The following is a 20,238-nucleotide window of genomic DNA, read 5'->3' as shown; positions in this document are numbered from 1 at the left end:
CTGCGTGCCGAAGTGCGTCACTGTGCGGCGAGTGCGGTGTCGAACAGGTAGACCTTTTCGTCGCGGCGCGGTTCGAAGGTGACCCGCTTGGACACGCCGTAGAAATCGGGCTGGAAGTAGAGCATCAGCCAAGGCGGATCGTTGTAGAAGACATCGAGCATGCGATCGATGACGACGCGCTGCTCCTCGGGGGTCTTGGCAGCAGCGATTTCCGCCCAGCCATCGAACCAGGCAGGGTTCTTCCATTCGGTATAGTTGGTGCCTGCATCGACAGCCGAGAGGTCGGCCATGTCATAGAGGGCACTCCAGGTGCCACCACCCGAACCGAGGAGGAACATCGGCCCGACATCATGCTTCTGGATCAGCGGCACATAGACCGAGGCCCATTCCATCAGTTCGACATTGGTCTTGACGCCGATGTCGTTGAGATACTGGCCGATGGCGAGAGCAACGTTGGCATCGTTGAGGTAACGGCCACGGGGCGCCTGGAAATTGATTTCGAAGCGGGTGCCGTCTGCGCCACGCGGGTAACCGGCGGCGTCGAGCAGTTCTTCGGCCTTATCCGGATCATAAGGATAGGGCTTCAAGCTCTTGTTGTCGTTGGGTGGATTGACGAGACCAGTTGCACGCGTGCACTCGAAATTGAGCAGCTGCTTGCAGATGGCTTCGACATCGACGGCATATTGCAGCGCGACACGAACGTCGGTCTTCTGGATGGCCTCGCCGCCCGGCGTACCCGTGGCGAAAGAGTCCTTCATATTGAAGCCGACATAGATGCGGCGGGTACCCTGAACCGACTTGACCTCGGCTGTGCCGGAATTGTTGACGGCTTCGACCTGGTCGGGAGCGACATTGGTGATGATGTCAACATTGCCAGCGATCAGCTCGGCCGAACGGGTCGAGGCTTCTGGGATGATGCGCCAGACGATATTCTTGAAGCTGCCCGGATCCTTGATCTTTTCAAGGACGACCTGCGAGCCGCGGTCCCAGGAAGCGAGACGATAGGACCCCGAAGCGATCGGCTTGGCAGCCGCGTCTTCCAGGCTCATCTTTTCGTAGCTGTCCTTGCAGTGAATGAACACTTCGGCGATGAGGCCGAAGGACACCGGATTCTTCTTGTCGAGGTTGATCTTCACCTCGGTATCGCTGAGCGCTTCGGCGCCGGCAAAGCCGATCGACGAATAAACAAAGCCCGGCGTGTTGCCGGTGAAGGCATTCGCGGGATCGGCGGCGCGGTTGAACGAATAGGCGACGTCTTCCGCGGTCAGCGCTTCGCCGTCTTCGCATGTGAGGTCAGGCTTGAGCGTATAGGTATAGCTCTTGCCGTCTTCCGCCTCGACATAGGACTCCGCCATCTGCGGCACGATATTGCCTTCGGGGTCGACCTCATACAGCGTCCCAAAGATGTGCTTGGCGATGTTGGAATTGTCGCGGCTCGAAATATTGGCCGGATCAAAGGTCGAAGCATCTGCGGAGATGCCGACGACCAGGGTATCTGCAGGCGGGGCGGCTTGGGCGGAAGCAAGCGGCAGAATAAGCGCCGCCGTGCCTGCCATGAGAAGATATCTCACGGTGTTCATTGGGACGTCCTTTGCTGGAGTGCAGAGTAGTGGAGTGGTTTGCCGGTCTCTCGCTTCGCAGTTGTGTCGAGATCGGCGGGATTGATCGCTTGGCCCTGTTGAGAGGAGAGGATGCAGGCTTGAACCATGCGAAGCGAATTGAGGTGGTCGCGCCCGGTGCACGGCAGATTGGCCGTGCCGCGCATGGCGGCGACGAAAGCGGCGAGGAGGGATTTGGCGTCGTTGATCCACTGCTCGTAGGGCGGGAGCTCAACGGCGGTCAGTTCGGTATCGGCGTGGAGCGCGTAGTTGAGTTCGCCGAACTGGTCGTTCTGGACGACGACCCCGTTCTTGCATTCGCTGCGCCACTGAAACCCCGGCTTTTGCCAGTTGGACTGCCAGAGACCCTGATAGTTGACCTCGACGCCATTGGCGAAACGGATGAGCGCGCTGACATTGGCGTCGTCGCGATACATCGACCAACTCGGATTGAAGGTCGAACCGAAAACCGAGACCGGTTCGGAGCGATAGACGAAGCGCATCAGGTCGAAATGGTGGATCGACTGTTCCCAGAGCATGGGCTGGTCCATGGTCAGGGGATACTTATTGAAGTTGGGCTTCCAGCCATCGCGCCAGCGCTCATAGGTGAAGCGGCCGAATTCGGGCGCACCAACCGTCTCGTCGAAAAGGCGCAGGGTTTGCTGGGTGACGGGCAGGAAGCGGAAATTGAGGCCGACTGTGAGCGGGACGCCTGCGTCTTCAGCCATCTCGACATAACGCGCCGCGAGGTCGACGCTGTCGGCCAATGGCTTTTCCGCGAGAATGGCAATGCCGGCCTTGCACGCGAGCTCCATCTGCCTTTCGCGCCCGCCAGGCGGGGTGGCGAGGAGGACAAAATCGGCATCGAGCGTCGTGATGAGATCAAGATCGGCGCTGGCAATGGCCTCAGGCCACTGTGCCAAGGCGCGACTGCGCGCGTCATCCGAAGGATCGATGAGGCCGACAATGGTGCATTCCGGATTTTCGCGGATGACGCGCATCCAGAATTGGGCACGGGCACCAAGACCGACGAGGATGATGCGAAGGGGAATCATGCGCGGGCCTCCGCCGAGAGAATCCGGGCAAGTCCGGTGGGCAAAGTGGTCCACTCATAGAGTGCCGACAGGTCGAGACGATCGCTGGCCATGGGGAGGCGTTCGATGCGCATGGTGTCGCCGATGACGATCCGCGCCCCGGGGACGAGGTCGGCAATCATCCGGGCGAGGTCGATATTGGCGATCGACTGGCTGGAGGTCAGATGAAAGACGCCGCGAAGAGGCTGTTGCTTGTGCAGCAGCGCGTCGAGCGCCAGGGCCAGATCGGGGGCAAAGGTCCAATCGCGGCGCTCGGCAGGCATATCGACGATGATCGGTTCGCCGGAGAGCGCCATGTTAAGCCAACGCCTTATCGGCGAAACGATCGTGCGGGTGTCGCGGGGGCGTTCGTCTGGTCCATAGATCGGGCCAAGGCGAATGGAGATCGCGCGCAGTTCCGTTGCGGCTGTGGCGGCATCTTCCCCGGCGCGCTTGGCTTTTGCATAGGGCAAGTCGGCGGTTGGGGCTGTGCTTTCAAGGTGAACGCCATCCCCATCTGTCGCGCTGAAAACACCTGACGAGGAGATGAAGACGAAGTCTTTGGCACCGCTATCGATGGCGTGGCGGAAGACCCGGTTGGTCAAGGCAATATTGGCTGAAAGGAGCAAGTCCTCGGATGCCGCATTGCCCTCTGCGGGGGTAGTGATTGCCGCACCATGGATGACAATGTCCGCATGTGGCAGAGCGATTTCACCCGAAAGAAGCTCGCCCTCGATCAGGTCGACACCGGCGAGGCGCTGGCGCGTGGCGGTGTCGAACAGGCGATCAGCGGCAAATACCGCGTCGCCCAGCGCCTTGAAGCCTTGGGCAAGGTGCGAGCCGACAAAGCCGCCGCCGCCAGTGATGAGGACACGCCGCGTCATCGCGCGATCCCCAATTCTTCCGGCGTGATCTGAGAAGCCGAACGGGTGTGGTCGGAAATCAGCGAAATCGCGCGGATCATGTCGCGATTTTCGATCGCTTCGATAATAGGCGGGTGATTGCGGGCGACGGCGCGGAGATCGCGATTGGCGCTATTGCGCAGGGCCATGATCTGGCGGATGCGCATGTAAAGATTATCCCAGAAGCTGAGCATGAGCTGATGGTCGGCGAGGCGGATCAAGGTGCGGTGAAACGCTTCGTCCGCGGTATTGAGAGCTGCCAGATCGCCGCGCTCGGCAGCTTCGAACATGGCATCTGAATGACGGCGCAGCTCGGAGACATCGACCTGCCGCTCGACGACGCGGCGAATGGCAAAGGCTTCGAACTGTTCGCGCAGGCTATAGAGCTCCTCGACTTCCTTGAGCGTCAGCGGCTTCACCCGCTTGCCTTTGTAGGGCTCGCTTTCGATGAGCCCATCCGCCTCAAGGATCTGGATCGCCTCACGCACCGGCGCACGAGACACCTGCAATTGCTCGGCCAGTGCCATTTCGACGACGGGCGTGCCGGGCTTCATCGTGCCATTGAGGATGGCTTGGCGGATGATATCGGCGACCGACACGCGGAGCGGCACGTTTTCGATACGGCTGATGTCGGCATGCGTCTCTGCCATGGTCATGCCGCCTTGCCTTGCGCGATCGCCACGGCCCGCGCCAAAGCGTCATTGTGTTCCGTGCCAAGACGCACAAACGGCGGCCGTACAATCGCATAAGCCTCGTCGCCATGACGAAGCGCCGTCGCCGCCTTGATGGCCGGAATGAGCGGCAGGCTTTCAAAAATCTTGCGGACCGCAGTTACACCAGTGGCGATCTCGGCCTCATCGGGCGTTCCGAGCGCACGCATCAGCGCGACGATGTTGCGGGCGTTGACGTTGGCGGAGGCGCTGATGCAGCCGGCGCCACCGGCCGCGACGTTTTGCGGGATCAGCGCTTCGGACGCGGAATAGCTTTCAAGCTCTGGGAAAGCCTCGATCACCGACCGGGTGTTCTCCCAATTGCCCGAGGAGTCCTTCAAGCCGACAAAAATGCCGGGATGCTTCTTGAGCAGCAGCTCGATCAGGTTGAGCGTGATCGGCACGCCGGTCATCTGGGGGATGTGGTAGAGGTAGATGCGGAGCGCGCTATTCGCCACGCCGTCGATTATGGCGGAATAGCTGTCAACGAGCCCCTGGTCCGTGACGCCCTTATAATAGAACGGCGGCAGCATGAGCGTGCCAAGGCAGCCGCGATCGGTGGCGTGGCGCGTTAGCGCGATCGTATCTGTCAGAGCGGCGCAGCCGGTGCCGGGGATCAGGCGCTTGGGGTCGATGCCGCCGTCGATCAGGGCATCGAGCGCGTCGATACGCTCGGAGACACTCATGGAATTGGCTTCGCTGGTCGTACCGAACGGCGCGAGACCATCTGCCCCATCCTCCAGCAAGGCCTTTGAATTGGCGACGAAACGCGTGACATCGACGCTGAGGTCGGTAGCGAAAGGTGTGATGGCTGGGACGTAGAGTTTTGGGGTCCGGGTCATACCTGACCCTCCTCGGTCATAAGTTGAAGCGGAGAAATGTCGGTGAAGACATCATCGTCATTGGCGCCGCGCCACATCAGCACGGCAAAGGCCCCTGCCCGATCGATGACGCTGATACCGGCATGCCAGACACCGGGCGCATAAACGACGCCCAGAGTGCCGGGGACGAGAAATGTTTCGACCTGTTCGAGGTCTGGAGATCCGTCAGGACGCGATGGCGCCACGGTGATGAGGTACCGGCTGACATCGAGCGGCACGAAACACTGGGCCGCGTGGGGATGACGTTCAAGGCGGTTCACCAGCGCCGGCATCGTCGTCATCGGCACATTGTTGACGTGGAAGACGGGTTCGAGACCCTCGCCGCCAAGCCAGCGGGAATAGAAGGCGCGGTCGCCGGGTTGGGCCGGGCGATCGATAATCGCGCCATAGGGGGCGAAGCGATCGCTGGAGATACCGGACTGGATGGCGACCGATTGCATCATGCGACCATTTCCTCGGGTGGCATGACAGCACGCCAATGGGCCGCGATGTCGGAACGGCGAGCGATCCAGGCGTCAGGGCTCGCAATCACGTGGTCGAGGAATTTGATGAGACCCGCAAAGCGGCCGGGATGGCCGATGACGCGGGGATGGAGGCCAATGGACATCATACGGGGCGTTGCCTGCCCTTCCGCGCGCAGCACGTCGAATGTATCGATCAGGAACTGGGCGTAATCGCCCGCCGTCTCGATGCCGCCGCCCGCGAGAAGTTTGGCATCATTGGTGACGAGCGAATACGGCACGACCAAATGCTGCTTGCCTTCGACCGAGAGCCAATAGGGCACTTCGTCATTATAGGCGTCGCTATCGTAGCTATATCCGCCGTGTTCGACGACGAGGCGCCGTGTGTGGGCGCTGGGGCTATAGCGGCAATACCAACCATCCGGCGCGCGGCCGACCGTGTCGAGGATGCTGGCATGGGCCTTGGCGATGTGCTCGCGCTCTGTCGCTTCATCGAGATTGTAGTGCTCGATCCAGCGGTAGCCGTGGGCGACAATGTCCCAATCGGTATCGGCGATGGCCTTGGCGACAAGGCTATTGCGCTCGAGCGCCAGGGCCGCGGCGAAGATGGTCAGGGGCAGGTTGCGTTCGCGGAACAAGCGGTAAACGCGCCAGAAGCCGACGCGAGAACCGTATTCATACATGCTTTCGGAAGCGAAATCGCGGTCGCCGGTCTTGACCCGAACGGCATTGACTTCGATGAGCGCCCCTTCGGACCGCCCATCGCCTTCAACAATGGAATATTCCGACCCCTCCTCGTAATTGAGGACGAAGTTGACCGCGACACCCGCATTTCCGGGCCATCTGACGGTCGGTGGCCGATTGGCGTAGCCGACGAAATCGCGCATGTTGATGCCCCCGTGCCTGGCCTCAAGGCGTCCAGTCACGCGGTCCTTCCACCTTATTGAAGAAGCAGCACCAGTCGCCGGTGTTGACGTTTGGCAGGGCGCGAAGGCCGAAGAACATGCCGTCCGCGGGCGCAACGAGATGAGCCAGCTCATCGCCAAAGATGTTGATGATCTTGGCGAGGCTATCGCCCTTCTTCATCGGCTTGAGGAAATCGACGCCAGGGGTCGGCACGAAGATGCCCGAAGCCGGAGCGAGGAGCGCCTCCTGCTGACCGCGCGTTGCGTCCTTAGGATAGGTCGGCGTGCCGGGATACATCTTGTAGTGGCGGAGAATATTGATGATGGAGTCGGCGAGGTGCCGCGACACTTCGGCGAACTTTTCCGGCGACGTGGCGGAGCGGCCACCGAGTTCGACCGTGATCCCGGTCTTGCCGATCTCTTTCATCTGCGCCATCGGCGAACCCTTGGGCAGGAAGTTGGACATGATGCAGCCCCAGCCCTCGCCCATAGCCATCGCGAGCTCGACCGAAGCCGGCGTCTCGTCGACGAAAATGGCCTTGGCGAGGAACGAGTGCGCACCGCCCGAGTGGATGGAGATTTCAAGGTCCGCGACCTTGCTCATCCATTCCGAATGGGCCCAGGCGACGCGCTCGCTGAGATAACCATTGGCGCGTCCGGGATAGATGCGGTTCATGTCAAACGAGAACGTATCGAGCGGATTGCCGCGATTGGAATTCTCGAAGGCCATGACGTTGAGCACGGGGACCATAACCAAGGTGCCCGAGAGCTGCGCCGGGTCGACTTCCTTGAGGGCAATGCCGCAGGCCATCGGGCCCTCTGGCTCGTCGCCATGGATCGCGCCATCGACCCAGAAAACCGGGCCGGGCTTGGTGCCATTGACGATGACCAATGGGATTTCGACCTTGGTGCCGCCAGCGAGTTCCGTGACGGGGATAACGCCGCGAACGATGGTGCCCGGGGCTGCGGTGGCGGTGCCGACGGTGATGGTTTTGGCTTCAGACATCGCGCTCAGATCCCCTTGAATGCGTTATATTTTTCGAGTTCTTCAGGCGTATAGACCTGCATGAACTCGATCTCGATGCCGCCGGCATCGTTGTCGAGGAAGGCGACGAACCCTTCGGGATGGGGGTGGGAGCCATAGACGCCGCAGGCCTGGCAGATGCGGAGCTCCGCGCCCTGCGCCTTGGCATGGTCGAGCGCCTTATAGATATTGTCGACGGCGTAGCAGATGTGATGAAGACCTTCGGCCCCACCGCGCTGTTTCATCCACGCATCGAAGCGCCCGCCTTCTTCGAGAGACTGGCAGAGCTGATATTCGATGCCGCCCAACTGAAAGAGCGCGACGCGGTTCTTGGACTTGGGATAGTCGATAAGGGCCGTATCGGTCGGCACGTCGAGGAACTTCGAATAGGCATCGAGCGCCTTCTTCGCGTCCTTGACGCCGAAGGCCATGTGCTTGATCGAGAGAACGTTTGGATTGGTGGAAACGGACATAGTGACTCCTTAGGCTGCCGGCGCTTTGCGCTCGGCGCGGATGGTGTTGACGACGGTCTCTATGCGGGTCATGGCCTCGCGAATACGATCGACTGACTGGGTGAGCGACATGCGGACGAAGTCGTCCGTGTAGTCGCCGTAAATGGTGCCCGGATACATCAGCACCCGGCCTTCGGTGAGGAGACGCTCGCAGAATTCGCTGGCCGGCAGACCGGTCGCGGCGACATTGGCATAGACGTAAAAGGCGCCCTGCGGTTCGGCATAGGGAATGCCCAGCGCATCCAGCCCTTCGCAGAGGGCCTTGCGGCGCTCGTCATAGATGAGGCGCATCTCTTCGACGCAGTCCTGTGGGCCAGTGAGCGCGGCAAGCGCAGCATGCTGGCTGACGGAAGCAACCGAAATGGCGAAGGCGTGATTGATCTCGGCCATGGCGACGATCAGTTCGCGCGGGCCGGCGAAGTAGCCGATGCGCCAGCCCGTCATGGCATAGGCCTTGGAAAAGCCGGACAACGTAATGGTGCGCTCGCGCATGCCGGGCAGCGACGCCACGGGCTGGATGCGCTGGTTGCCATAGGTGAGGCGCGCGTAGATTTCGTCGGAAATGACGATCAGATCGTGCTCGATGGCGAGCTTGGCGATCTTTTCGACTTCGTCGGGCGCTGTGACCGTGCCCGTGGGATTATTGGGATTGATCAGCACCAGAACCTTGGATTTTGGGGTAATGGCGGCTTTGACCATATCGGCGGTGAGCGTGAAGTTGGTCTCCATGCTCATGCGGATATTGACGACCGAGGCATCGGCGAGTTCGGCGGCCTGGCCATAGGGATTGTAGCCCGGGCACGGCACCAGGATTTCATCGCCGGGATTGAGCAGCGCGAGGGCAATGACGAACATCGCATGCTGGCCGCCGGGGGTAACGACGATCTCGTCGATGGCGTAATCAGCACCGCCATAGGCCTTGATGTTTTCAGCGATTGCCGTGCGCAGTGCGGGGAGCCCGAGGGGGTGACCGTAATGGGTTTCGCCACGGCCGAGGGCATCCTGGCCGGCCTTGACGATATGGGCCGGGGTATCGAGGTCGGGATCGCCACGGCCGAGCTTGATGACATCCTCCAAGCCAGCGGCGATGTCGGTCATCTTGGTGATGATATGCGCGTCCTTGAGCTTGACGCGATTGGCCAGACGGTTGGCGTGCAGGTCTGATGCTTGCATGTCGCTCCCCTCCCCTAAAGGCTGTAAAGTTCGGTGTATTTGCTGGTGAGGTGCGCGATATAGGGCTCGGGGTCGAGCCTGCGACCAGTCGCCTTGATCAGCAGCTCGTCGCGCATGTAGCGGCGCCCGTGCTGGTGCACATTCTCGACCATATAGGCCCGGAGCGGCTCATAATCGCCCGTCGCGAGACCCGATGCGATGGTCGCGTCCTGCTTGGCAGTCTCGAACAACTGGCCGGCCATGACATTGCCGATCGTGTAGTTGCAGAAGGTGCCGATCTGGCCCGATGACCAGTGCACATCCTGCAGCACGCCATTGGCATCGTTGGGGACGTCGAGGCCCAGATATTCCTTGATCTTGGCGTTCCAGGCTTCCGGCAGGTCCTTGACCGCCAGCGATCCGTCGATCAGCGCGGCTTCGATATCGGTGCGCAGCATGACGTGGAAATCGTAGGTCAGTTCATCGGCTTCGACGCGGATGAAGCCGGGCTTGCAGCGGTTGACGGCGCGGAAGAATTCCTCGGCCGTCACATCGGCCAGTTGCTCGGGATAGAATTTCTGCGCCTCGGCGAAATTGACCTGCCAGAATTCGCGGCTGCGGCCGACATGGTTTTCCCAAAGGCGGGATTGCGATTCATGCGCGCCGAAGCTGACGCCGCCGACCGCATAGAGACCAACGAGGTCGGTCGCGAATGGTGTGCGGGTATAGGCGGGATCAACGCCCTGCTCGTAAAGCGCATGTCCGGCTTCGTGCAGCGCACCGAACAGGCTCGCCGCCATGTAATTGGGATTGAACCGCGTAGTGATGCGGACGTCGTTACGGGTAAACGAGACTTCGAAGGGGTGCAGGGTCGTATCGAGGCGGCCGCGATTGAGGTCGTAGCCGACCTTTTGCGCCATTTTCAGCGCAAAGGCATGCTGCTGGTCGACGGGATAATGGCGCTCAAGGAAATCGAAGCGCGGCTGCTCTTTTTCGCCGATGGCTTTCACCAAGGGGATCAGACCTTCGCGCAGACGGTCGAACAGCGGCTTGAGCGTCGCGACCGTTTCGCCCGGCTCGAAGCGGTACATCAGCGCATCGTAGGGATGTTCGCTATAGCCGATGGCCTCAGCCATTTCACGATTGAGCGCCACTGTCTGTTCGAGAATTGGCGCGAACTGGCTGAAGTCGCTCTCGGCGCGCGCCTTCGCCCAGATGGCGTGACCATTGGAGCCAAGCTCGGCGCGCTTGCGGGTCAGTTCGGCAGGAATGGCGAGGTGCCAGTCGATGGCTTCGCGCACCTGGGCGACCATGACTTTTTCCACAGATCCGTCAGCCATGCCGGCGACTTCGGCCTCGGCCTTGTCGAGCTGGGAGCGCGTATTGGCCGAAACCAGCAGGTCGCGGGTCAAAACGGATAGCGTTGCCAACTGCTTGCCGCGGGTTTCATGACCGCCGTGGGGCATCATGGTGCGCGAGTCCCAGCTCAGGATCGACTGGGCGTTGAGCAGGTCGTTCACCTGCCCCACAGTTTCCATAAGCTGCGCGTAACTCATTGGCCTGACTATCTTTCTTGTTCAGTGCGGTTGTTTTTGCCGCTTTGTTGATCAGGTGCTTGACGACGCCCGATCCGTATGCACATTTGTCGTTTATCAGATTGTCGACAATCTAACGAGCTAATGTTGGACAGGGAATCTAAAGGTTGTCAAGCGATGCAAACGAGGCGTCTGAAAATAGTGGAACCGCACAAATGAGCAGTGATCTGGGGGGCCTCACCTCCAATGCCGACACCCTCGTCGCCATAGCCGTGTGCGGCTATGTCAGCACGCCGTCGCTGCGGCCGGGGCACTACACGCACTACCCCGACGGCAAGGGCGTGATCCTGCCCGGCATGTTCGGCGTGACCTACAATGCCAGTGTCGGCGACAGGGCATTTGGCTGGGCGGGTGACCATGTCGAACCCGGCGTTTCCATTGCTCATCCCGACGAAAAATCGGACATGGCGCTGCATTATCTCAGCTGCGTGGGCAATGAAGCGACGGTCATGTCGGGCCTCGCCAAGGGCGCCAAGGGCACGGTGACCGGCGAGCATGCCCGCCTCCTCGTCGCCTTCCCGGATGAGGTGAACGACCTTCTCAACGTTGGCGATCAGATCCAGATCGAGGCCCTGGGCCGCGGCATTGCGCTCAATGAATTTCCGCAAGTCGAGTTCAAGAAAACCAGTCCCAAACTGCTCAACGCACTGCGCCTGACGCGCGCCGGCAATGGCGCCCTGAAACTCCCCGTCGCCATCGAACTCCCCATCGAAATCATGGGCTCGGGCGCCGAGCTCAATTCCGAATATGTCGACCAGGACCTGATGAGCGGGGATCGCGCGCTGATGGCGGATCTCGGGATCGACCAGATGCGGTTGGGCGACATCATCGCCATCCGCCACGCCGACCATCACTTCGGCCGCTCCTATCGCGAGGGCGCCGTGTCCATCGCCATCTGCATCCATGGCGACTCGATCATGACGGGCCACGGGCCAGGCATCATGACGCTGATGAGCTGCGCCACCGGCGGTATCGAGTTCGAGATCGACCCGACCGCGAACATTTCCAACTATTTCCGCATCGGAGCCGCCAAATGACCGTGTCCTTCAACGAAGCCGATCTCGTTGCCGTTTCGGTTGGCGGCACCATCGCCCATCCCGGTTTTCCCGGCCTCCCCGCAGAGCCTTATCGCCTCGCGGCCGATGGCACGCCCTTCCTGCTGCCGGCCTGGGGCGGCATCGTCTACAATGTCTCGGTTGGCGATCGCGCCTTTGGCTGGGCGGCGGATTGCATCCATCCCGGCGTGTCGATCCGCGGTACTGACGATCTGAAAAATCGCGGCCTCAACGTCTTTGCGTGCCTTGGCAATACCGCGACGGTGATGACCGGCCAGGCCCAAGGCGCCAAGGGCGTCGTTACCGGAAAGTCGGGCCGATTCTCCGAGCAGGTGATCGTCCACTTCCCGAAGGACGTCCGGAAGAAGATGGCGATTGGGGACCAGATCCTCGTCAAGTCCTATGGCACGGGCATCTCAATTCACGGCCACGAAGCCATCAACTGCAAGGGCCTCTCGCCCGATCTGCTGAAAGCGCTGCCGAGCAGGACCGAAGACGGGATCCTCAAGTTCGGGGTCGTCGCCACCGTACCAGCCTTTCTCGTCGGCGCGGGGGCTGGTCTCACGAGCGAAGGCGGCAGCCTTCACATGCAGTCGACCGATAAGGCAGCGCTTGCCGAAGCGGGCCTCGACCAGCTCAAGCTCGGCGATGTCGTCGCCATCGAAAACACCGACAGCCGCTACAATCATGGCTACCTCCGCGGCGCCATGAGCATCGGCATTGTTGGCCAGACTGATGGACCGCGCTCCGGCTATGGCCCCGGCATGACCGTGATCATGACCGCGCCCAAGGGCGAGCTCGGCGCCTATCAGGATGCGAGCGCCAATATCGCCTCGCTCCTCAAGCTCGAGGCGTGAACCGTGGCCATCACCTTAACCAGCGTCGATAAGCCTAGCCTCGAAAACTTCATGGCCGAAGGCTTTGAAGCCTTGGGGCTTAGGCCCGAAGACGCCCGCATCTTTGCCGATGCGCTGATCTTTTCCGAACTGCGCTTCCATCCCGGCCATGGCCAGGGCGTCCGACGCCTGCGCCGCTATCAGGAACGGATTGGCGAAAAGCTCGTCGATCCACGCGCGCCTTGGGAACTGGTCAAGGAAAGCCCGGCCCTCGCCCTCGTCGATGCCCACAACGGGATCGGCACGGTTGCAGCAGCCAAGGCGATGAAACTCGCGATCGAGAAGGCAAAGGTCTGCGGCATCGGGCAGGTCATCGTCCGCAATTCGACGCACTATGGCTCGTCCGCCGTCCATGCCTGCCAGGCCATGGAGGCGGGCTGCATCGGCATCGCCTATACCAATGCCGGCCCGGAGATGGCGCCTTGGGGTGCGCGGGAAGGCGCCGTCGGCACCAATCCCTGGGGCATCGCTGCCCCGACCAATCTCGGCTTTCCCGCCGTCATGGATTTTGCCCTGACCACGGCCGGCAAGGGCATGATGCAGTGGCATTCGCGCGAGGGCAAAAAGATGCCGCTCGACTGGGCCCTGACACCTGCGGGCGAAGTCACCGACGATCCCGATGCTGCAATGAAGGGCCCCCTCCTCGCGATCGGCGAATACAAAGGCTATGGCCTTGCTTTCATGACCGACGTTTTGACCGGCGTGATCGGCGGCGGCGGCTTTGGCCTTACGCCCTATGCCGACCCGGCCAAACTCGATGTCTCGCACAGCCTCACGGCCGTCGATATCGAATGGTTCATGCCGCTCGACGAGTTCAAGGCGCGCATGGGCGAATTCGCCCAAATGGTCAAATCACGCCAGACCCGCCCCGGCTTTTCCGAGGTCCTCATCCCGGGCGAGCAGGAAGCGCGCCGCGTCGCCAGGAAATCCCAGGCCGGTGTTCCACTCGACGATGAAGTGCTCGCCGATCTCGTCGCTCTCGGCAAGGAACTCGGCCTCAAATCCGAAATCCAGGCGATTGGCCCCTATAACGAGGCCCGGCTGTGAACCTGCAGCCCCCCCCCGTTAAACCGGTCCAGCCGCTGGGCCAGGCCTTCCGGCAGGACGTGCAGGCCCGCCTGCGCGTCGCCGCCGAATGGCGTGGCGTTGATGGGGTGCTGTTGCTCTCGCCGGCCAATGTCTTTTATGCCTGCGGCTTCAACTTCTCGGTCAACGAGCGCCCAATCGGCCTCTACGTGCCCGTCGATGGACCAGTACTTCTGTTCGTGCCCTTGCTCGAACTTGAAAATGCCGAGCCGGTCGAAGGCGTCGAACTCGCGACATACGAAGAATTCCCCGGCCTCGTTCATCCGATCGCCTGGATGCTTTGCCAATCCAAGGCCCGGCGCATCGCCATCGACACGCTCGACGCACGCCTTCTCGCAACGCTCAATACCCTCGCCGACGCGATCGTCCTCGAAGACCTCGCCGCGCCCTTGCGCTTCATCAAGACGGCCGAAGAGCTCGAACTCACGCGCATCGCCGCCAGCTACGCCGACCTCTGCCTCTTCCGCCTTGCCAGCGAAGCCGGTACCATCATCCGCAATGGCGGCAGCGAACTCGACCTCCTCGCCGACAGCACCGGTTTTGCCCTCGCGGCCTTGAAGCGCGACTACGGCGCCGCCTTTGCGGGCACCAAGCTCGGCATCTCCGCCTCGGTCCATTCGGGTCCGCGCGCTGCCCTGCCCCACGGCTCGACCAGCCATCGTGTTCCCGAATATGGCGACACGATCATCTCCGGCATCGGCGCCAGCCTCGGCGGCTATCACGCCGAAAGTGGCATCACGCTCGTCGTCGGTGAAATGAGCGACGACCAACGCCATGTCATGACCGCCATGGCCAACTGCAATGATGCCGCCGTTTCCGCGCTAAAGCCGGGTCAACGTTGCCAGGATGTTAACGAAGCCGCCCTCGATGCGCTCAAATCAGCGGGCCTCGGCGACACTATCCGCCACCGTATCGGTCACGGCATGGGGCTCGAAGGCCACGAAGCGCCCTGGCTCGCACCGGGCGATATGACCACCATCGAAGCCGGCATGGTCTTCTCCAACGAGCCCGGCGTCTACCGCCCCGGCCGCGACGGCTACCGCACCATCAACACCATGATTGTCCACGACAATTACGTCGAAATCCCCTCGCGCCTGCTCGCGACCCTTCCCATTGACCAGCGCGTCATTCCGCTTTGAGGACCTGAAATGCCCGAACCCGCCTCCTGGCATTATACCAAGATCACCAAGCCCATGTTCGACCTCAAGCCGGTCGATCAGGTCTTGAAAGGCCGCATCATTACCGCTGTCGGCGACGAGATCATCGAAGACGGTTTCGTCGAAATTCGCGGCGGCAAGATTGTTCGCGTCGGCCCGGCGTCAGAGCTCGGCAACACCGATCTCGCGGTCGTCGATACTGGCGGCAAGACCATCATGCCTGGCCTGATCCAGTCCCACGGCCACCTGTCCTGGGACGGTGTGCATGAGCTGTCCTTCCAGTCCATGTACGACTCGCCGGAAATCCGCGCTTATAAGGCCGCTGGCAACATGCTGAAATCGCTCCGCGCCGGCGTCACGCTGGTCCGCGATCTCGGCGTGCACAATGCCAATCTCTTTGCCAAGCAGGCTGTCGCCCAAGGCTTTTTCCCCGGACCGCGTCTGCTTGTCTCAGGCGAATCGATCATCCAGACCGGCGGCCATACCTATTGGGTCTGCCGCGAAGCCTCGGGCGCTGATGAAATGCGCCGCGCCGTGCGCGATCAGGTCAAGGGCGGCGCCGATCTCATCAAGATCATGGCCTGCCACGACACCCTCGAATTCACCGACGCCGAGCTTGAGGCCGTCATCGACGAAGCCCACCGCAACCGCCTGCCCGTCACGGCGCATGCCACGTACGACGCTTGTATCCGTCGCGTTGCCGAGTTCGGTGTCGATTGCGTTGAGCATGGCGGCTCGATGAGCGACGAGACAATCCAGATCCTCCTCGACAAGAAGATCCCGATCGTCACCACCTTCTCGGCCCTCGTCATGCAAGCCAAGCCCGATATCGCCAGGGCATTTGGCATTCCCGAGTGGAAAGTGCTCGAGCGTCAAAAAGCCGTGGGCGACAAGACGCGCTTTGATGGCCTCGTACGCGCGGCCAAGGCCGGCGTACCGATCGTCTTCGGCACCGACGCCGGTAGCCCGGCCGTCGAGCACGATGTCATTGCGCCCGAACTCGCCTTCATGGTCGAGGTCGGTGTCTGCCCCAACAATCTCGACGCGTTGCGCGCCATCACCATTCGCGGCGCACAGCTTTCCAAAATGGACAAGAAGATCGGCACGGTCGAGGCAGGCAAGGAAGCCGACCTCATCGTCGTCGACGGGAAACCCGACGAGGATCTCTATGCGCTCGAACGCGTCGAGATGACCTTTATCGCCGGCAAGAGGATGCACTGATGAGCTTTCTGAACGACCATATGGCCACCCGCATCACCGAGGACGACGGCTCGTTCCGGACCAAGATGCTCGCCATCGCCGCCGGCATGACCAATGTCATCGCCATGGGTCGCGGCGATCCTGATTTCCATACACCCGCTCATATCGTCGAAGCCGGCAAGAAAGCGCTCGACGACAACCAGCATCACTATACCGGTCCTCATGGCATCCCGCCGCTGCGGGCCGCCATCGCTGAGCACCTTAACAAAGAATACGGCCTCGACTACGCCGCTGACGACATTGCCGTCACCGCAGGCGTCCAGGAATCCATCACGCTGATCATGCTGGCGCTGATCCAGCCGGGGGACGAGGTACTCATCACCTCCCCGCGCTTCACCACCTATGACATGGCGGTCAACCTGGCTGGTGGCGTGCCCGTCCCGGTCCCGACGTTCCAGAAGGACGATTTCGCACTCGACCTCACCGAGATCGAAAAGCGCATCACGCCGAAAACCAAGATGTTCGTGCTGGTTTCGCCCAACAATCCGACGGGCGCGGTTACGCCTCCAGACGTCATCCGCGGCATCGCCGATCTCGCGATCAAGCACGACCTCATCATCGTCTCCGACGAAATCTACGCCAAGATCATTTATGATGGCTACGAGCACCTCTCGATCGCGACACTGCCGGGCATGAAGGATCGCACCATCACGCTCAACGGGTTCTCCAAGACGTATGCGATGACAGGCTGGCGCGTCGGCTATATGGCCGCCCCTGCCGATTTCATCTCACGCATCACCGACACCCGTCATACGCTTTCGATCAACACATCGACCATCAGCCAATATGCGGCCCTCGCTGCGCTGACCGGGCCGCAAGAGCCGATCGAGGCGATGATCGCGGAATACAAAGCACGCCGAGATTATCTGCTGCCCGCACTCGACGAAATGGGCCTGACCTACGGCAAGCCCGGCGGCGCCTTCTACGTCTATATCAACGTTGCCGGCACAGGCATGTCGACGCCCGAATTCTGCGAAAAGCTGCTGCGCGAAACAGGCGTCATGCTCTTCCCCGGCACCATGTTCGGCGATCATGACCCGAGCTATATCCGCATGTCCTTCCTGCAGCCGCTCGACAAAATTAAGGATGCGGTCGAGCGGATGAAGGGCTTCATCGCCAAGCACGCGAAAGCCGCCGCATGACCGACAAGCCCAATCCCGCCGAGAAATTTGTCGGCATCCAGGTTAGCCCGATCAACTTCATCGACGAAGGCGTCGAAAACGTCCTCGATATTCTGAAGGACCGCGTCGGTGTCAACGTGCTGATGCTCGGCACCGTCTCCTGGCTCGGCCTCAAGACCGGCCGCTCGATCTCGCATAAGCTCGACGGCTGGCCCGATCATGGCGTGCCGGAACCCTTCGCTATGAAGGGGGGCGCTTATTTCGAGCCCGATTCGGCCTATTACAACGGCACTTTTATCAAGGATTATCGGGCCAAGGACCCCGAGTTCGAAGGCAAGGACATCCTCGACATGGTCATCGCCCCCGCCCACGAGCGGGGCATGAAGGTCTTCATCGAGCTGATGGAGCCGTTCTTCAAATATACCGGTCACGGTTCGACCAACACGGTTGATATTCCCAACCTCGCCCAGGCGATGGAGGTCGACATTTTTGGCCGCCTCGGCAGCGACCCATCGACGAGCCACCCGGACTATCGCAACTGGATCCTCTCGATGATCGAGGATCAGGTCCGCAATTACGATATCGATGGCGTCATGTGGTGTAACGAGCGCAACTCGCCGCTCGACACTCTGATCCAGGGCGGTGCGCCGGGTGATTTTTCGACCCATGCCCGCAAGGAAGCCATGGAGCGCGGTATCGACGTCGAAGCCTGTCGCCGCGCACTGCTCAATCTCTACGATTTCATGCAGGAAGCCTCGTCGGGCAAGGAGTTTGCCGATGGCGCATTCATCACCTTCATCCGCACGCTGCTGGCAAATCCCGAAGCGCTGATCTGGGAAAAGTTCTGGCTTGAGCGCAACAAGGACCTCGACCGCGAGCTCTATGGTCTCGTGAAATGGTGCAAGCCGGGCCTGAGCTTCGGGCTCAATGTCTGGAACCGCAACCATTTCAATATCTTCCGCCGCGCCCAATGGCCGTGGGAAGAGCAGACCATGTATGCCGATTGGGTGAAGCCCATCACCTATCAGCATCAGGCCGGCGAGGTGTTCACCAAGGAACTGGGCTTCTTCCAGAAGACCATTTTGCGCGATTTTTCGCCCGATGAAGCGACGGCAGTGCTCTATCGCATTCTCGGCCTCAACGAGGCGCCCTATGCCAACGTCATCGCCGCGGGCATGGACCCGGACACCTATGTGTTCGGCCAATGCGCGGATGCCGTGAAGGGCGTCAACGGCAAGGCCAAGGTTTTCATGGGCCTCGGCGTCGATGCCCCGCGCACTAAGGCCGAGACAGCGAAGATGACGCCCGACATCGCTTACCGCTCCGTCATGGCGACCTATCGTGCCGGTGGTCATGGCGTGGTTCTCGCGCCCAATTATGCCAGCATGCACCTGACCAATCTCGATGGCGTGGCCAAGGCCCTGACAGAACTGGGGTTGAAGGATTGACGCATTACGACACCATCATCCGCAATGCGGACGTGCTGACCGAGACGGGGATCACGAAAATCGACGTGGCCATCTGGGGCGAAAAAATTGCCGCGCTGCTGCCAGCGGGTGCTGGAGAGGCCAGTGCGATCATCGACGGGGCTGGGCAAACCCTTTTGCCAGGCGTCATCGATATTCACTTCCATATCCGCGCTCCGGCCTATCCGGATCGGGGCACGGTCGAGAGCGAAACCAAGGCTGCGGCGGCGGGCGGCATCACCACGCTTTTCGAAATGCCGATCAGCAAGCCGTGCTGCAATTCGGCCGAACGGGTCGAGATGCGAAAGGCGCATTTCGCCGAACATGCCCGGGTCAATTTCGGCATTTTTGGCGCTCCTGGCGACCTGACACCAGAAGCAGTCAGTGCCATGGCTGATGCCGGCGCCATCGCTTTCAAGATTTTTACGACCGAAGCCCCGGCCGGTCGCGATGACGAGTTCTTTGGCCTGTCGTTTCCCGACGAGGCAGACCAGATGCGCGCGCTCAAGGCCGTTGCGGCAACGGGCATTCCGCTCGTCGTCCATGCCGAGAGCACCCAAATGATCGCGCTAAGCGAAGCTGCCGCCCGATCGCTTGATCTGGCCAATCCCGACACGCATCTCGCGGCGCGCCCAGCCATCTGCGAGGCTGTCGCGGTCGCCAAGCTCCTCACCATGAACATCGAAGCTGGGGCAAAGCTGCACATTGCCCACGTCACCAGCGCACTGACGGTGGACGTCCTGCGGCGGTTCAAGGGAACGTCGGATTTTTCGGCTGAAACCTGTCCGCACTATCTCTTCCGCACCCATGACGATGTGCGCAAGGCGGGGGTTTTTGCCAAGATCAATCCGCCAGTCCGGCTCCAGGCAGATCAGGAAGCGCTTTGGTCCGCACTGGCAGACGGCACGATCCAGCATGTCACGACCGACCACGCGGCATTTTCCCATGCCGAGAAGCTTGCAAGCGCCAAGGATTTTCTGCGCGCGCCACCAGGTTCGCCGGGATCGGAAATTCTTCTGCCGTCCATGTTAGACGCCGTCGCCAAGGGCCGTATTTCGCTCGATAGAGCCATGGCACTCTTGAGCGCCAATGCTGCGGCCCGCTTTGGGCTGACGAACAAGGGACGCATTGCCGTTGGCGCGGATGCCGATCTGATCCTCGTTGACCCCATTGGCGTAACCGAAATCACCAAGGAAAGCCTCCACACCTTCGCGCGCGATGTGGCTCACCTCTATTACGGCGCGAAATTTTCGGGCCGGGTGACGCGAACATTGGTTGGCGGCAAGACCGTTTTTGATGGCGAAGTCGTTGGACAAGCGGGAGACGGCCACTTCGTCGCTCCAGACCGGACGATCCGACCCGACACCAGATTGAGGGCCTGACC

General features: G+C 61.2%; 19 protein-coding genes. 8 read left to right on the top strand and 11 right to left on the bottom strand.

Features of this window, described 5'->3' with window-relative positions; all coding sequences use genetic code 11:
* Positions 1-17 precede the first annotated feature (17 nt).
* From ASE94_RS15755 to ASE94_RS15705, 11 genes are read right to left on the bottom strand one after another with little or no spacing between them, the layout of a single operon-like run.
* The gene (locus tag ASE94_RS15755) at positions 18-1,580 is read right to left on the bottom strand and encodes an ABC transporter substrate-binding protein (protein ID WP_062631187.1); all 1,563 of its coding nucleotides are present in this window, start codon (positions 1,578-1,580) and stop codon (positions 18-20) included.
* Complete coding sequence (locus ASE94_RS15750; protein WP_062631186.1) at positions 1,577-2,653, bottom strand: Gfo/Idh/MocA family oxidoreductase; 1,077 nt, start codon at positions 2,651-2,653, stop codon at positions 1,577-1,579. Before ASE94_RS15750 ends, ASE94_RS15755 begins: the two co-directional genes overlap by 4 nt.
* Entirely contained in the window at positions 2,650-3,555 is a 906-nt protein-coding gene (locus ASE94_RS15745) for an NAD(P)-dependent oxidoreductase (RefSeq protein WP_062631185.1), read from the bottom strand. The genes ASE94_RS15750 and ASE94_RS15745 overlap by 4 nt, the downstream gene beginning before the upstream one ends.
* Complete coding sequence (locus tag ASE94_RS15740; RefSeq protein WP_061906924.1) at positions 3,552-4,229, bottom strand: GntR family transcriptional regulator; 678 nt, start codon at positions 4,227-4,229, stop codon at positions 3,552-3,554. The genes ASE94_RS15745 and ASE94_RS15740 overlap by 4 nt, the downstream gene beginning before the upstream one ends.
* Positions 4,226-5,125 carry a dihydrodipicolinate synthase family protein gene (locus tag ASE94_RS15735; RefSeq protein ID WP_062631184.1) on the bottom strand — a complete coding sequence of 300 codons (900 nt, stop codon included), beginning with the start codon at positions 5,123-5,125 and terminating at the stop codon, positions 4,226-4,228. The genes ASE94_RS15740 and ASE94_RS15735 overlap by 4 nt, the downstream gene beginning before the upstream one ends.
* Positions 5,122-5,607, bottom strand: a complete 486-nt coding sequence (locus ASE94_RS15730; RefSeq protein ID WP_062631183.1) for an ureidoglycolate lyase — start codon at positions 5,605-5,607, stop codon at positions 5,122-5,124. Before ASE94_RS15730 ends, ASE94_RS15735 begins: the two co-directional genes overlap by 4 nt.
* Positions 5,604-6,512: a polysaccharide deacetylase family protein gene (locus ASE94_RS15725; protein ID WP_062631182.1), complete on the bottom strand. Its 909-nt coding sequence runs from the start codon at positions 6,510-6,512 to the stop codon at positions 5,604-5,606. Before ASE94_RS15725 ends, ASE94_RS15730 begins: the two co-directional genes overlap by 4 nt.
* 22 nt (positions 6,513-6,534) lie before the next feature.
* Positions 6,535-7,536, bottom strand: a complete 1,002-nt coding sequence (locus tag ASE94_RS15720; RefSeq protein ID WP_062631181.1) for a M14 family metallopeptidase — start codon at positions 7,534-7,536, stop codon at positions 6,535-6,537.
* Positions 7,537-7,541: 5 nt separating this feature from the next.
* On the bottom strand, positions 7,542-8,027 hold the full coding sequence (locus ASE94_RS15715) for a VOC family protein (protein ID WP_062631180.1): 486 nt from the start codon (positions 8,025-8,027) through the stop codon (positions 7,542-7,544).
* A 9-nt stretch (positions 8,028-8,036) separates the two neighbouring features.
* Positions 8,037-9,239, bottom strand: coding sequence for a pyridoxal phosphate-dependent aminotransferase (locus ASE94_RS15710; protein WP_062631179.1), 1,203 nt, complete (start codon positions 9,237-9,239; stop codon positions 8,037-8,039).
* Positions 9,240-9,253: 14 nt separating this feature from the next.
* Positions 9,254-10,774, bottom strand: a complete 1,521-nt coding sequence (locus ASE94_RS15705) for a carboxypeptidase M32 (protein WP_062631178.1) — start codon at positions 10,772-10,774, stop codon at positions 9,254-9,256.
* A gap of 194 nt (positions 10,775-10,968) precedes the next feature.
* On the opposite strand from ASE94_RS15705, the gene ASE94_RS15700 reads away from it, so the two are divergent.
* From ASE94_RS15700 to ASE94_RS15665, 8 genes are read left to right on the top strand one after another with little or no spacing between them, the layout of a single operon-like run.
* A complete protein-coding gene (locus tag ASE94_RS15700; RefSeq protein ID WP_062631177.1) occupies positions 10,969-11,850 on the top strand; it encodes a DUF4438 domain-containing protein in 882 nt (293 codons plus the stop codon).
* A complete protein-coding gene (locus tag ASE94_RS15695) occupies positions 11,847-12,725 on the top strand; it encodes a DUF4438 domain-containing protein (protein WP_062631176.1) in 879 nt (292 codons plus the stop codon). The genes ASE94_RS15700 and ASE94_RS15695 overlap by 4 nt, the downstream gene beginning before the upstream one ends.
* Before the next feature lie 3 nt (positions 12,726-12,728).
* On the top strand, positions 12,729-13,811 hold the full coding sequence (locus ASE94_RS15690; protein WP_062631175.1) for an Ldh family oxidoreductase: 1,083 nt from the start codon (positions 12,729-12,731) through the stop codon (positions 13,809-13,811).
* Positions 13,808-14,989 carry a Xaa-Pro peptidase family protein gene (locus ASE94_RS15685; RefSeq protein WP_062631174.1) on the top strand — a complete coding sequence of 394 codons (1,182 nt, stop codon included), beginning with the start codon at positions 13,808-13,810 and terminating at the stop codon, positions 14,987-14,989. Before ASE94_RS15690 ends, ASE94_RS15685 begins: the two co-directional genes overlap by 4 nt.
* Positions 14,990-14,998: 9 nt before the next feature.
* Positions 14,999-16,228, top strand: a complete 1,230-nt coding sequence (locus ASE94_RS15680; RefSeq protein WP_062631173.1) for an amidohydrolase family protein — start codon at positions 14,999-15,001, stop codon at positions 16,226-16,228.
* Positions 16,228-17,409 carry a pyridoxal phosphate-dependent aminotransferase gene (locus ASE94_RS15675; RefSeq protein WP_062631172.1) on the top strand — a complete coding sequence of 394 codons (1,182 nt, stop codon included), beginning with the start codon at positions 16,228-16,230 and terminating at the stop codon, positions 17,407-17,409. Before ASE94_RS15680 ends, ASE94_RS15675 begins: the two co-directional genes overlap by 1 nt.
* A complete protein-coding gene (locus ASE94_RS15670; protein WP_062631171.1) occupies positions 17,406-18,836 on the top strand; it encodes a hypothetical protein in 1,431 nt (476 codons plus the stop codon). Before ASE94_RS15675 ends, ASE94_RS15670 begins: the two co-directional genes overlap by 4 nt.
* Complete coding sequence (locus ASE94_RS15665; protein WP_062631170.1) at positions 18,833-20,236, top strand: dihydroorotase family protein; 1,404 nt, start codon at positions 18,833-18,835, stop codon at positions 20,234-20,236. Before ASE94_RS15670 ends, ASE94_RS15665 begins: the two co-directional genes overlap by 4 nt.
* Positions 20,237-20,238: the final 2 nt, after the last annotated feature.

It is taken from the genome of Devosia sp. Leaf64, assembly GCF_001421945.1.
GTDB lineage: Bacteria > Pseudomonadota > Alphaproteobacteria > Rhizobiales > Devosiaceae > Devosia.
Note: the sequence above shows the minus strand (reverse complement) of the source record. Positions and strands in the feature narration are given on the sequence as shown.